9 protein-coding genes, 2 tRNA genes and 1 pseudogene are annotated in these 13,273 nt (G+C 51.8%); 11 read left to right on the top strand and 1 reads right to left on the bottom strand.

All coding sequences use genetic code 11. From position 1 onward, the window contains the following. The first annotated feature begins 235 nt into the window (after positions 1 to 235). The 11 genes and pseudogenes from XYCOK13_RS11550 (at position 236) to glmM (ending at position 11,056) form a co-directional block, all read left to right on the top strand. Positions 236 to 312 (top strand) — tRNA-Pro (locus XYCOK13_RS11550). A 77-nt stretch (positions 313 to 389) separates the two neighbouring features. Further along, a tRNA-Gly gene (locus XYCOK13_RS11545) sits at positions 390 to 463 on the top strand. A 140-nt stretch (positions 464 to 603) separates the two neighbouring features. Next, a pseudogene (locus XYCOK13_RS22340) lies at positions 604 to 759 on the top strand (TetR family transcriptional regulator); the annotation flags it as partial. A 24-nt stretch (positions 760 to 783) separates the two neighbouring features. Further along, the gene (locus tag XYCOK13_RS11540; protein ID WP_373314387.1) at positions 784 to 1,185 is read left to right on the top strand and encodes a TetR family transcriptional regulator C-terminal domain-containing protein; all 402 of its coding nucleotides are present in this window, start codon (positions 784 to 786) and stop codon (positions 1,183 to 1,185) included. A gap of 223 nt (positions 1,186 to 1,408) precedes the next feature. After that, positions 1,409 to 2,449 carry an NADH:flavin oxidoreductase gene (locus XYCOK13_RS11535; protein WP_213412303.1) on the top strand — a complete coding sequence of 347 codons (1,041 nt, stop codon included), beginning with the start codon at positions 1,409 to 1,411 and terminating at the stop codon, positions 2,447 to 2,449. A 346-nt stretch (positions 2,450 to 2,795) separates the two neighbouring features. Beyond that, on the top strand, positions 2,796 to 5,585 hold the full coding sequence (gene ppc / locus XYCOK13_RS11530) for a phosphoenolpyruvate carboxylase (protein ID WP_213412302.1): 2,790 nt from the start codon (positions 2,796 to 2,798) through the stop codon (positions 5,583 to 5,585). Positions 5,586 to 5,775: 190 nt separating this feature from the next. Then, complete coding sequence (sigW, locus tag XYCOK13_RS11525; protein ID WP_213412301.1) at positions 5,776 to 6,348, top strand: RNA polymerase sigma factor SigW; 573 nt, start codon at positions 5,776 to 5,778, stop codon at positions 6,346 to 6,348. A 76-nt stretch (positions 6,349 to 6,424) separates the two neighbouring features. Further along, positions 6,425 to 7,030 carry a zf-HC2 domain-containing protein gene (locus tag XYCOK13_RS11520; protein WP_213412300.1) on the top strand — a complete coding sequence of 202 codons (606 nt, stop codon included), beginning with the start codon at positions 6,425 to 6,427 and terminating at the stop codon, positions 7,028 to 7,030. 252 nt (positions 7,031 to 7,282) lie between these two features. Then, a complete protein-coding gene (cdaA, locus tag XYCOK13_RS11515) occupies positions 7,283 to 8,095 on the top strand; it encodes a diadenylate cyclase CdaA (RefSeq protein ID WP_213412299.1) in 813 nt (270 codons plus the stop codon). After that, positions 8,088 to 9,632, top strand: coding sequence for a CdaR family protein (locus tag XYCOK13_RS11510; RefSeq protein WP_213412298.1), 1,545 nt, complete (start codon positions 8,088 to 8,090; stop codon positions 9,630 to 9,632). The genes cdaA and XYCOK13_RS11510 overlap by 8 nt, the downstream gene beginning before the upstream one ends. Before the next feature lie 80 nt (positions 9,633 to 9,712). Beyond that, a complete protein-coding gene (gene glmM, locus XYCOK13_RS11505; protein ID WP_213412297.1) occupies positions 9,713 to 11,056 on the top strand; it encodes a phosphoglucosamine mutase in 1,344 nt (447 codons plus the stop codon). Positions 11,057 to 11,208: 152 nt separating this feature from the next. Here glmM and XYCOK13_RS11500 read toward each other — a convergent pair whose 3' ends face one another. Beyond that, positions 11,209 to 12,786: a beta-sandwich domain-containing protein gene (locus XYCOK13_RS11500; RefSeq protein ID WP_213412296.1), complete on the bottom strand. Its 1,578-nt coding sequence runs from the start codon at positions 12,784 to 12,786 to the stop codon at positions 11,209 to 11,211. Between the last annotated feature and the right edge of the window lie 487 nt (positions 12,787 to 13,273).

Below are 13,273 nucleotides of genomic sequence, written 5' to 3'. Positions count from 1 at the left end.
TGCCCTTAGCTCAGCTGGATAGAGCGTTTGACTACGAATCAAAAGGTCGGGAGTTCGAATCTCTCAGGGCACGCCACTTTTACTTCGAAGCTTTTGCAAAGGGAACCGGAGAGAGTCGAACGACAGGAGTTCGTCGGAGCATCCGCTTCGAAAGCTATACTTCGCAGTCAGACCGGCAGGTCTGCACCTCTCAGGGCACGCCACTTTTACTTCGAAGAAATAATACTTACATCGTCGGGACGTAGCTCAGCTTGGTAGAGCACCTGGTTTGGGACCAGGGGGTCGCATGTTCAAATCGTGTCGTCCCGACCACTTTTTTATCCAATGTGAACCCTCCAATAGTAATCGGAAATCACTAGGTAGGTTTCATTCGCTTTAGGTGTATATATGCGGGTGTAGTTCAATGGTAGAACTCCAGCCTTCCAAGCTGGTAGCGTGGGTTCGATTCCCATCACCCGCTCCATAAGCATTAGCGGAAAGCCTTGTTGCGCAAGGCTTTTTTTTGTTATCCCTTTCATGGTCTGGCTGTTCGGTAACGAAGCAGAGCAGTACTACAAGAATTCATATTTGACTTAATGGTCAAGAACTGTTACAATAAATCCCATGAGCAGACCAAGAGAATTTGATGTTGATCGTGCGCTATGTCAATCCATGGAAGTGTTTTGGACGAAAGGCTTTAAGTCAACTTCGTATGAAGATTTGACCCGCGCAACGAATGTGAAGAAACAGAGTTTATATTGTGTTTTTAAGCATAAGCGCGAATTATTCTTGAAGGCGTTGGCGTTGTATCGGGAGCAGAGTATTGCCATACTGGAGGAGCTGGCTTCCCGTGAGGTGTCGCCCTTGCAGAAATTGCAGGATATTTGCGACGCAACGGTGGATCGCAATGAAGGAACCTTGCACCGGGGTTGTTTTATGATGAATTCCGCACTGGAATTTGGAGCGGACGACAAGGATGTGACTCGTGAAGTCGAGCTCATGTTTGAACAATCCGAGCGTATCCTCGAACAAGTTATCCGCAGCGCCCAGGAACAGCAACTGGTTACGAATCGTCTTTCGAGTCAAGAGTTGGCCGCATATTTGAATAATGCGCTAAGCGGCGTGAAGATTCTGGAGAAGACAGGGGCTACTCGGGAGCAGGTGGATACAGTCTTGCGAACGGTTTTGACGCTGATGGCCACTTAATTATTTTTTGTGCTTTTCTTGACTGTATAGTCAAGTATGATATGTTCCCGCTCGGGACTATGGAATGAATGCTGGAATGAAGGAGGTGATGCTTGAGGCTTCTGGGAAGCGAGCGGAGTACGAATCATTCGAAACGGTGGTCGCTTATTTTTTTGCCATATATTTGACTTTATAGTCAAGAAAGGTTGTCGTCACTTATATAAAACTTATTTTGGAGGTTATGATGAGTTATTCTCAATCCGTTCAAGCGTTGTTTCAACCGTTTACCGTACTGAATACTCAGTTATCCAATCGCATTGTGATGGCGCCCATGACCCGGCAGTTTTCCCCGAACGGCGTACCGGGACCGGATGTGGCAGCCTATTACCGCCGCAGGGCAGAGAACGGCGTAGGGTTGATCGTGACGGAAGGAACTATAATCGATCATCCGGATTCGTCCAATCAAGAAAACGTGCCTCATTTCTACGGAGAAGCCGCGTTGAACGGTTGGGCAGAGGTGGTCGCTGAGGTCCATAAGGCAGGGGGACGGATCATTCCTCAAATTTGGCATATGGGAGCGCGCGGACATGTCGGCGATTACACGGAAACAGATATCGCCGCTATTGTTCAAGCTTTTGCTGAGGCAGCGTCCGAAGCCAAGCGGCTTGGATTCGATGGTTTGGAGCTTCACGGCGCGCACGGTTATTTAATCGACCAGTTTTTCTGGGACAAGACGAACCCGCGTACAGATCGCTATGGCGGCGACATGATGGCGCGGACCCGCTTTGCGGCAGAAGTTATTCAAGCTTGCCGCAGCGTCGTCGGACCGGATTTCCCGATCGTGTTGCGTTTCTCGCAATGGAAAGCGAGCGACTACTCAGCAAAGTTGGCTGGAACGCCGGAGTTGTTGGAACAGTTTTTGGCTCCTCTGGCAGAGGCGGGCGTGGATATGTTCCACTGCTCCACCCGTCGATTCTGGGAGCCCGAGTTCGAGGGTTCCGATCTGAATCTGGCCGGCTGGGTCAAAAAACTGACCGGCAAGCCGACGATTACGGTCGGATCGGTTGGGCTGGACAGCGATTTTATGAGCTTCTTTAGTGAAGGGAAGGGAGCGGCGAACACCAAAATCGACGGATTGATTGAAAGGCTGGAACGCGAGGAGTTCGATCTGGTCGCCATTGGCCGGTCGTTATTGGCGGACCCCGCTTGGGCGATCAAGATACGCGACGGTCGAACGGACGATTTGGTTCCCTTCACGCCCAAGGCGACTCAAGCACTATATTAAGATTAGAGGGGCAAACACGAAATTTCGACTTCATAAAGAATATCTATGGATCGACATTTTCCAATGCGCACCCCATGCACACTTTTCCAGCCTGCTGCAGGAGAAGTGTGTTTTTTTTATACTGAGGGAACCAGAAAGAAGGAATTAAACCCGTTAGAGGTACGGGGAACCAATGAATTCGCCTGTTTATCAGCAGCAATGGCTCTAGATAGGGAGCTGCTCTTGTCATTTCGTTTGGTTTTTTGCAACAAAGTGCAGATTTTTTATGAGATTTTTAGTATGATGGTATGTAGGGACTTTATCGGGAAAACGTCGAAGATAACAGATAGATGGGGTGAGAAAGGTTATGACCGAACTGACAATAGACGCAAAACCAGTAAATTCCGTAAATATGTTGCGGAGAGATGTCCGTTTTCTAGGTAATCTTCTCGGTGAAGTTTTGGTACATCAAGGCGGCAATGAACTGCTTGATATCGTAGAGAAAATCAGGGAAATGAGCAAGTCCTTACGCGCTAATTTTGTTCCCGACATGCTCGAGGAATTTACACAAACGATCCGTACGTTGCATCCGGATATTCGCCATCAAGTCATTCGCGCATTCGCGATTTATTTCCAGCTTGTGAACATTGCAGAGCAAAACCATCGGATTCGTCGCAAGCGCGACTATGAGCGCGCTACAGAAGAAACCGTTCAGCCAGGTTCTATTGAAAGCATGGTGATGGAGCTGCGCAATCGCAACATTCCATACGAGGAAGTGCAGGAAATTCTGCAAGGCATCTCCTTGGAGCTTGTGATGACGGCCCATCCAACCGAAGCAATGCGCAGAGTTGTTCGCGATATCCATCATCGCATCGCACAGGAAATGATGAAGCTGGATAACCCGACTCTGACCCGGAAAGAACGGGATAAGCTTCGCCGCAATCTGATGACGGAAATACTGACATTGTGGCAAACTGACGAGTTGCGCGAACGGAAGCCTACGGTGCTCGATGAAGTGCGCAACGGCATGTATTATTTTGACGAAACACTGTTTGATGCACTGCCCGAAGTGTATGCAGAACTGGAACGCTGCTTGACGAAGTATTATCCGAACCACAATTGGCATGTTCCTACCTTTTTAAGATTCGGCTCCTGGATTGGGGGCGACCGAGACGGCAATCCTTCCGTTACTTCCGATATTACTTGGAAGGCGCTGGAGCTCCATCGGAATGTAGCGCTGAGCAAGTATATTGAGAGCTTGAGAGCGTTGCAGAAAAAGCTTTCCTTCAGCACGACGATCGTAAACGTAAGCGACGAGCTGCTGGAATCCATTGCTTGGGATAAACAATACATTGATCTGCCTTCAGCCGAAGTATGGCATAATGATACGGAGCCTTACCGGATCAAGATCGCATATATGATCGAGAAGCTGCAGAATGTCGGCAGCAAGCAGGTTCCCGAGCAAGCCCGGTATTTGAATAAAGACGAGTTTCTGGAAGAAATTCGTCTGATTGATCGGAGCCTGCGCAACCATTACGCTGACTACATCTCAGAAGAATTCATTAATGTACTGGTTCGTCAAGTCGAGCTGTTCGGCTTCCACCTGGTCACGCTGGACATTCGCCAGCACAGCAAGGAGCACGAGGCGGCTATGACAGAGATTTTGGCTAATTTGGGCATTGTGGACGATTACAGCTCGCTTGGGGAAGAAGACAAAATTAAGCTGCTGCACAATCTACTGCAGGAAAAGCGTCCATTGACCTCCTCTTTCATGGGGTATTCCGAAGCGACTGAGGAAACACTAGCCGTATACCGTACCATTTATCGTGCACAGCAGGAGTTTGGAACCGAGTGTATCCGCCATTACTTGATCAGTATGACGCAGGGTGTCAGCGATTTGTTGGAAGTGCTGCTCTTCGCCAAGGAAATGGGCTTGTACCAGCATCATGCCGACGGTACTTATACCTGCACACTTCAGCCGACGCCACTGTTCGAGACGATTGATGATCTGCATGCGGCGCCTTCCATCGTTCAGCAGCTGTTCGAGCTTCCGGCTTATCGGGCGAGCGTTGCGGCGATGGGGGATATGCAGGAAATCATGCTCGGCTACTCCGACAGCAACAAGGATGGCGGCGCTTTGACAGCCAACTGGGAGCTGCGTGTAGCACTGAAAGAAATAACGAAGGTAGCCAAAGCCTGTAACGTTAAGCTGAAGTTTTTCCATGGACGGGGCGGAGCGCTCGGCCGCGGCGGCATGCCGCTTAACCGCAGCATTATGGCGCAACCGCCGGAAACAATCGGGGGCGGTATTAAGATTACCGAACAAGGCGAGGTGCTCTCGTCCCGATATTCCTTGCAGGGGATTGCATACCGCAGTCTGGAACAGGCGACCTCCGCATTGATTCAGGCAGCGTTGCTGGCGCGGAATCCGCAAAGCAATGTGAATCTGCACAAATGGGAAACCATTATGAAGAGCATATCGGAGAAAGCCCAGACGAAGTATCAGGATCTTATTTTCCGCGACCCTGATTTTGTAACCTTCTTCAAGGAATCCACACCGCTGCAGGAAATTGGCGAGTTGAACATTGGGTCTCGCCCTTCCAAGCGTAAAAACAGCGACAGGTTCGAGGATCTCCGGGCCATTCCGTGGGTATTCTCCTGGACGCAGAGCCGTTACTTGCTCCCGGCGTGGTACGCTGCAGGAACGGGTCTGAGAAGCTACGTACAGGATTCGGAGGAGCGTCTTCAAGAGCTGCGGGAAATGTACGAACAATGGGGATTTTTCCGTTCGACGATCGACAATTTGCAGATGGCTTTGTCCAAGGCGGATTTGTTGATTGCGAAGGAATATGCCAAAATGGTACAGAGCGATGAAGTGCGCAACCGGATCTTTGGCTGGATAGAGGAAGAATATGCTCTTACCTCATCCTTGATCCTGCAGATTACCGGCCAAGAAGAGATTTTGGATAATGTACCTGTTATCCAAGAATCGATCAGACTGCGCAACCCGTATGTTGACCCGCTAAGCTATATGCAAGTGGATCTGCTGACAGAGCTTCGCGGACTTCGGGAGAAGGACGAAGAAGACTCGGACTTGTTGCGTGAAGTGTTGTTGACGATAAATGGGATTGCAGCGGGTCTGAGAAATACAGGCTGATCAGCAACGAACAAGCTGCCGCCGGGCCATGAGGCCCGGTTTTTGGCGCTTCGTCGTACATACCTGGAAAGACCATTGTAATGAAAGCCATGAGCCGGTCACCGGGTCCCAGTGGCGGGCATTGCACTGCATACTACGAGCACGTCGTACAAATAAAAGAAAAACATAACCAAGGCTGGGAGGGACGGCGTTGGAAGGATTGGAGCCCAGATTGGCCAAGCTTGCGAGGAATGGCGACCGCGATGCGTTCCGCGAGCTGGTACAGCTATATAAAGACAGAATTTATCATCTCGCATATCGGATGCTTGGCAATGCGCAAGAGGCGGAGGATGTGGTTCAGGATACCTTTCTGCGCGTATACACGAATCTGGATCGTTATGATGATACACATAAATTTTCTACCTGGATTTATCGCATCGGGACGAACTTGTGCATTGACCGGCTTCGCAAGCGAAAGAGTACATTGAGTCTGGATGCGGAAAGCTCGGAAGGAGAGGGGATAGACGGTCATGATATGCTGTCATCCCCCGATCCGCTGCCAGAGCAGCAGCTGGTGTTGTCCGAGACGCAGCAGGTTATCCGGGATGCGATTGAGAAGCTGCCCGCGAAATACAAATCCATTGTGATATTGCGTTATTTGCATGACATGTCCTTGCAGGAAATTAGCGATGTGCTGAATATGCCAATCACTACCATTAAGACGCGGGTACATCGGGGTAGGGAAGCGCTTCGAAAAAAATTAGATCACCAGCATTTTTTTTGAAACATAATTCGAAGTGGCACGTATCGTATAACACAAGCAATCTAACCTCGGTTATCCGGGAAAGGGGAACCCTGTCGTGAAATGCAATGAAGCGATCACTTTCATTCATGAATATATGGACGGAGATTTGGACGCGCAGGGGCGTATGGACCTCCGACAACACTTGGTGGATTGTGCAGCTTGCCGGCAGCGAATGGACCAATACACACGTACAACAGCGCTGATCCGCTCGATGCCCCGTTCACCTGTCCCGGATTATCTGGTGGACTCGGTTATGCAAGCACTGCCCGGTACACGGAAACGCCAGGTTTGGACCCGATGGGTGCGCCAGCATCCGGCTGTGACGGCAGCGGTACTGTTCATTGCAGTCATGCTGTTGAGTCTTGTCTCGATGTGGGACAGCGACACACGGCTTATGGTTAAGGGGGATGATCTCGATCAGTTGATCATTACCAAGAATCAGGTCATCGTTCCGGCCGGACATGTCATTAACGGCGATCTGTATGTAGAAAATGGAGAACTGGTCGTGGAAGGTCAAGTGAATGGGAATTTGGTTGTCGTGGACGGACGTTTGAATCTAGCTTCTACTGCTTTGATCTCAGGCGAGCATTCCGAAATCAACAAAGCCATCGATTGGCTATGGTTCAAGATGGGCGAATGGGTCGAAGCGGTTACGCCTTAGCAGGCAAACACGTATGGAAGGAGCCTCACTTGCTGCATTAGCGGGAGAGGCTTTTTTTTCTATCCGGCAAAGCGGGAAGCGACGGCCTGCGAAGATCATGTCCACTCGCTCTGGGCACCGCTTCGCGTGGTCCGTTCGGAGTACCTGATCTCCTCCAGGCATGTCATCTTTGTAAGGAATATGATAAAATATAGCTATTGTCACAACATAGGGATATGCGCAAAGAATTTACCGGTGAATAGGGGTGGGCTGATGGGGATTTTTGAAGACATGAAAATTACAGACATAATCGACATTCTCATCGTCAGCTACATCATGTACCGGTTGATCCTGGTAGTCAAGGGCACCCGAGCGGTTCAGCTGCTGAAAGGCATCATGATCATCATGATTACATGGGCCGTAAGCGTGTGGTTCAATTTGGACACCCTCAAATGGCTAATGAACCAGATGATTACAGTGGGCGTCTTGGCCGTTATTGTCATCTTTCAGCCGGAGCTCCGCAGAGCATTGGAGCAGTTGGGTCGCGGCAAGCTGTTTTTGCGAACGGTCAACGAGGATGATCAGGAATTTAATCAGCGCATAGGTGAAGTGATTAAGGCCGTTAATTATTTAGCAAAGCGAAAAATTGGGGCGTTAATTGTCTTTGAGCGAAGTACCGGTCTGAACGATTATACGGAATCAGGGATTCAGCTGAACGCGCAGATCAGCTCCGAGCTGCTCATCAACATGTTCACACCGAATACGCCCCTGCATGACGGGGCTGTCATTATTAAGCAGAACACGATTGCAGCGGGAGGCTGCTACTTGCCCCTCTCGGAAAATCCTTTTATCTCCAAAGAGCTTGGTACGCGGCACAGGGCAGCGATCGGGATGAGCGAGGTTTCCGACGCGATATGCATTGTCGTGTCCGAGGAAACCGGGCAAATCTCACTGGCCATGAATGGACAAGTTGTGCGCGATATTACGGAGGAATCCTTAATTTCCAAGCTGTTTGCTGATTTGCGCCCGCAGACGAAGGAACGCGGCTCTTTCTGGAGAAGAAAGGGAGGGCAGGCGAATGGATAAGTGGTTTGACAACAAGAATGTCATTCGCGTCATTGCGCTCGTGATCGGTGTTTTGCTCTGGGTCGTTGTCCATCTGGACGAGGAAGTGACACCGGATCGCAAGATGACTATGCCTGTCTATAATGAAAAAGTGATAACGGATGTTTCCATCAAGCGGGTTGGACTGGATACTTCACAGTATCATTTCGTCTCCATGGAACCGGAAACGGTAAGGGTTACGGTTCGCGGTCCGGCACAGGCTGTGGATGGCCAATTCAAGGAAGGGACCGTTATTGCGGATTTGTCCAATGCCAGGGCCGGCACCCAGACGATTGCACTGGAGAGTGCAGGATTTCCGGAGGGCTTCCAGGTCACGATTACGCCGCTTCTGGTAAAAGTGGTGATCGAGGAAATTCAGAGCAAGGAGGTGCCGGTTGCTGTAGAGGTAAGAGGTCAGCCCGAGGAAGGCTTCACTGCCGGTACAGCGGTGACGACGCCAAGTCGGGTGTATGTGACGGCGCCGCAAAGCCAACTGAACAGAATAGCCAGCGCGCGGGTGAGCGTAGATATTAGCGGACGAAGCTCGGCCTTGAACGGCGATTATAAGGTGGAAGCTGTGACGGCCAACGGAGAAGTCGTCCAAGCCGCCATTCAGCCGGCCATCGTCAATGTGGAGGTGCCCATTACAAGCCCATTCACAACCGTGCCGCTGCAATTATTGTTCAGCGGGCAGCCGCCAGCGGGATATGCGGTAGCTTCTTACAAGATGAGCGTTAATGAAGTGACACTCTATGGCGCCCAAGATGTGTTGGATCCGTACGAATTCTACGAAGGACCGACGCTGGACTTGAGCCGCCTGACCTCAAGCACGTCGTATACATTGAATATCCCGGCGCGGGAGGGCATCGAGCAGGTGCTGCCCAACACGGTGAATGTGGAAATTGAGATTGTCGCATCGGTGACACGCACATTGTCTGCGCTGCCGATCACCATTATCGGAGATAATGAACAATACATTACCCGATTCGTCGATCTGGAGGACGACCGCCTGGATGTAACTGTAGAAGGAGCGCCGGAGCTCGTGGGCAACTTGACTGCGGAGAACGTACAGCTTGTTATCGATGTAAGCAACCTGCCGGCCGGATCCCATGAAGTGCCGCTGCGAGGGAACCTCCCCTCTTTCATCAAGTTTGGCGCGAATTTCCCCTCCACGGTTGCGATAGAGATCGTGCCCCGCGATGCGGAGGAAACGGGAGGAAGCATCGATCCGGGAGAAGCGGGGCCGGTTGATGGGGAGAATGTGCCGGAAGAGGAGGAGCCGGAGACGGATCCGCCTGTTGATGCCGATTCCGGACAAGAAGATAGAAGCAACAGAAGCGGGTCCGTCCCACCACCGGGTACGGACCATACAGGTACTGGCGCCGATGCGGTTGCTGAAGTCTCTGTGCAAGAAGCTGCCCGGAAGCAGGCAGCGGAAGGAGCAGAGCGGGCTCCAGAGCGAGCGGCGTCCACCTTTGTACCGCAGCGAGCGAACCAGCCGGAGGCATTCCGCCGTTAGGAAGTCACCATTCCTTGGGCGCTTGCGTACCGTGTAAGAAGCAAAAACAGAAACAAATGGGGAAAGGAAGACGAATAGGAATGGGGAAATATTTTGGCACTGACGGAGTGCGGGGCGTAGCGAACCAGGAGCTTTCGCCCGAACTGGCATTCAAGATTGGACGCTGCGGCGGCTATGTGCTGGCCGGCCATACAGAAAGACCGAAGGTCGTGATCGGCTTGGATACACGAATCTCGGGGCCGATGCTGGAGTCCGCCTTGATCGCGGGCTTGCTTTCCATCGGCGCGGATGTCATTCGGCTCGGGGTCGTCACGACGCCTACCGTCGCTTATTTGACAAGGGAACTCGGAGCGGCAGCAGGGGTGATGATTTCTGCGTCGCACAATCCGGTTGGCGATAACGGCATCAAGTTTTTTGGCAGTGACGGATTTAAGCTGCTCGATGAAACGGAGGCCGAGATTGAGAGGCTGATGGACGCGGAAGTGGATACGCTGCCGCGGCCGATTGGCGCAGCGATGGGCACAGTGCAAACGGACGAACAAGCGAAATATCGCTATATAGACTTTTTGAAGACTACGGTCAAGCAGCGGTTCGATGGCATGAAGATCGTACTGGATTGTGCGCATGGTGCAGCCTATGAGCTGGCGCCGAAGATATTCCGCGAGCTGGGCGCTGAAGTTTGGACCATTGGCGCCGAGCCGACTGGCTTGAATATCAATGAACGCTGCGGTTCCACGCATCCGGAGCGGTTGAAGGAAGAAGTGCTCAATCGCAAGGCTGACTTGGGACTGGCCTTTGACGGAGATGCAGACCGCTTGATTGCCATTGATGAGAACGGTGAAGAAGTGGATGGCGACTTTATACTTTGTATATGCGGCGATGCCATGAATCGGAACGGTCAGTTGAAGGAACAGACCATCGTGACTACCGTCATGAGCAACATCGGCTTCTTCAAGGGCATTGAGCCGCTTGGCATGAAGGCGCTGCAGACAGCGGTTGGAGATCGCTATGTGATGGAAGCGATGCGCAAGGGCGGATTCAACCTTGGCGGCGAGCAGTCGGGCCATGTCATCTTCCTGGATTACAACACGACAGGGGACGGCATTCTGACAGCGATCCAATTGGTGGATACGTTGAAGCAGTCCGGCAAGTCGCTTGGCGCTTCCAAGCAATTGATGACCAAATATCCGCAAGTGCTCGTTAATGTGAAGGGCGTGGACAAATCCCGCCTGGAGGAGGACGAGAACGTCATGGAGGCCATTGCCAAGGTGGAGGAGCAGTTGGGCGACAACGGCCGGGTGCTCGTCCGTCCTTCCGGCACCGAACCGGTTGTGCGAGTGATGGCCGAAGGCCCGAAGAAGGAAGAGATTGAGCAGTATGTGGAACAAATTGCATCGGTCATACGCGAACGGTTGGCTCTGTAAGCGATAATCAGGTTTTGCCGGGCAGACTGGCTGACAGCCAGCGGATTGGCCTGCATGCATAATAGGAGCAGCGCGATTCTCCAGGAGGGGATGGGCGCTGCTCCTTGTTTATGCCGCCAATGAGCGGGATGTCGGTCGGAGGTGTTTCGCGATTATTTCCACAAAGAAATGCCGAAGATATGAATGGTGGACAAGTCAGGCAAATGCAGGCGGACAGGCGTATTGCGCGTGCGGAACGATTTTTTCTTGGCATACATGTACGTTTCGGCAGCTTGCTTCCCCTTGCCCAACCGCATGACGTTGGAGCGCCAAGCGATGATTTCACCGTCGACGGGGGTATAGGTCCACCAGTCCGAGAATCCGAATGGCAGATCTTCAGACGATCCATCTGCGAACTCAACGGTCAGGCTTTCTCTGTAGCTGCCGAACTCACAGCAGCCGAGCAGCATCAATCCTTGGAATTCGCCGTCCGGCAAATCGATCGCTTGTCCCTGGCACACGAGATTGTCGCGGTCATCGAGTGCGAGAGCGGGGAAGGCAAAGAGCATATCGGCAACGCGCAGTGTTCCTTCCGGGGCTCCTTCTCTTGAGAAATAATAGCCCTCCGAGTCGAAATTGGCGGTTCCTGCATCATTCTCGATGGCTCGTGTGTGGAAATAAGGGACGAGATCCACTGGAACGATTTCCTTCACGGCCACTTCTTCGTGATGAACTGCAGCGGCAACCTCCCGCTGATTGAACGCGCGTTCATCATGGCCTAATTGATTGTGAAGAATCTCAAGCGCCTCTATCTCTGCTTCGCTGGCCTCCGCAATCTTCGCCATTAATCCGCGAATGACTGTTTCCTGGCTGGCCGTGCCGCCTTCCTCCTGCTTGGCCAAGTTGTTGAGCTTGGTCAGATGACCGATGATGATCATCCAGCGGTTGGCCAAGAGCTCGAAGACATCCGCAGTCCCGTATAGAGAAGGGCTGTCTGCGTGCACGGCCAAGTAGCGCAGCATATGGCTATAGTTTCGGCGCGAGGTATTCAGGGCTGCATGCCGGAGGAACAGCAAGCTGTCCCCGAAAGTGGCGCAGCCCTTCGTTTCATCTTCCATACGGATAGCAGGCAAAGCTTCTGCCAGAGCCAGCATGGCGGCGGCCGATTTGCCGCGCAGCTCCTCCTTGACAATATCGCGCAAGGCAGCTTTCATGAAGACGCCATCCGCTGCTTTCGTTGCGACAGGCGTACAGGTGATGCACCGGTCAAAGCCTTGGGCAAACAGATCATAGGGCAGCAGGCTTCTACCCCGTTCGAAGAAGGGATCAATGCAATAGAGCCCCTTTGTGTCCGGCTCGCAGCCTGTAACTATCATCAGGTGGTGGGTGGCATGGCGGACGCCGAAATTGGGGTCCCCCGGATTATAATAGTCGTCTTGCGCCAGAATGACGGGGTTGCCTGCTTCAAGCTGGCCCTTGATCAGAGAAAAGGCTTCCTCGGGGGAAATGTGCTGGTGCATGCGCATGCGCAAGCCGTGGAACGTTTCCATCAAGGGGAATACTGTTTGGAAGTCTACCTGCATCCTCGCCCCAATGGTCGGCATCTCTGGACTTGCCGGGTGAAAGGCAAACTTCAAGCCGTCGGCATGCATCATACGGCAGCTTCGATTGTACCAGCCGCTTACCGTCTCCATTACGTCATCAAAACAATTCCCTCCGCTTTTTTTGATCTGCACATGTAAGTCTATCAAGCTTTCCCCGCCTTTCTTCAGCTCATTCGAATGACATCCATCGACCATAAAGTTGTCGTAATAATTCGAAATCTATTACTATCATAGTCAATTCGACAGAAATCGTCCAGTGATGGCATGCAACAGGATGTAGCATCTATGGGTGACAGGGAAAAGATCGTAGAATGTTGTTGCACATCCCGCTCAATTTGAATAAGATGAGTATATGTATTCGAGGACAGAAAGGAGGGGCGGGACTTAATCTGCAGCAAAAGCGCCAGAACTTTCATGGATCATGCAGCATGACGGACGATAGAGGTCTTCATCGATGTATGCGCTCGTGGAAGTTGACGAGGTAGAGGTGTTCGAATGATTCGGCGGGGACCTCTCGGTCACACATCCTGACCGCAAGCTGGAATCAAAACGGCTGGGCGACCGGCCCGACAAAGTTCCGGCGGGATGTTGGGGAAATGACATGATTTTTTTCTATTGAATCATTGGATGTTTG

It is taken from the genome of Xylanibacillus composti (genome assembly GCF_018403685.1).
Taxonomy (GTDB): Bacteria; Bacillota; Bacilli; order Paenibacillales; family K13; genus Xylanibacillus; species Xylanibacillus composti.
Note: the sequence above shows the minus strand (reverse complement) of the source record. Positions and strands in the feature narration are given on the sequence as shown.

What these genes read in the sequence shown, in the direction of transcription:
- glmM (WP_213412297.1), top strand. Translation starts at nt 9,713, where the DNA reads ATGGGGAAATATTTTGGCACTGACGGAGTGCGGGGCGTAGCGAACCAG.
- XYCOK13_RS11510 (WP_213412298.1), top strand. Translation starts at nt 8,088, where the DNA reads ATGGATAAGTGGTTTGACAACAAGAATGTCATTCGCGTCATTGCGCTC.
- XYCOK13_RS11535 (WP_213412303.1), top strand. Translation starts at nt 1,409, where the DNA reads ATGAGTTATTCTCAATCCGTTCAAGCGTTGTTTCAACCGTTTACCGTA.
- ppc (WP_213412302.1), top strand. Translation starts at nt 2,796, where the DNA reads ATGACCGAACTGACAATAGACGCAAAACCAGTAAATTCCGTAAATATG.
- cdaA (WP_213412299.1), top strand. Translation starts at nt 7,283, where the DNA reads ATGGGGATTTTTGAAGACATGAAAATTACAGACATAATCGACATTCTC.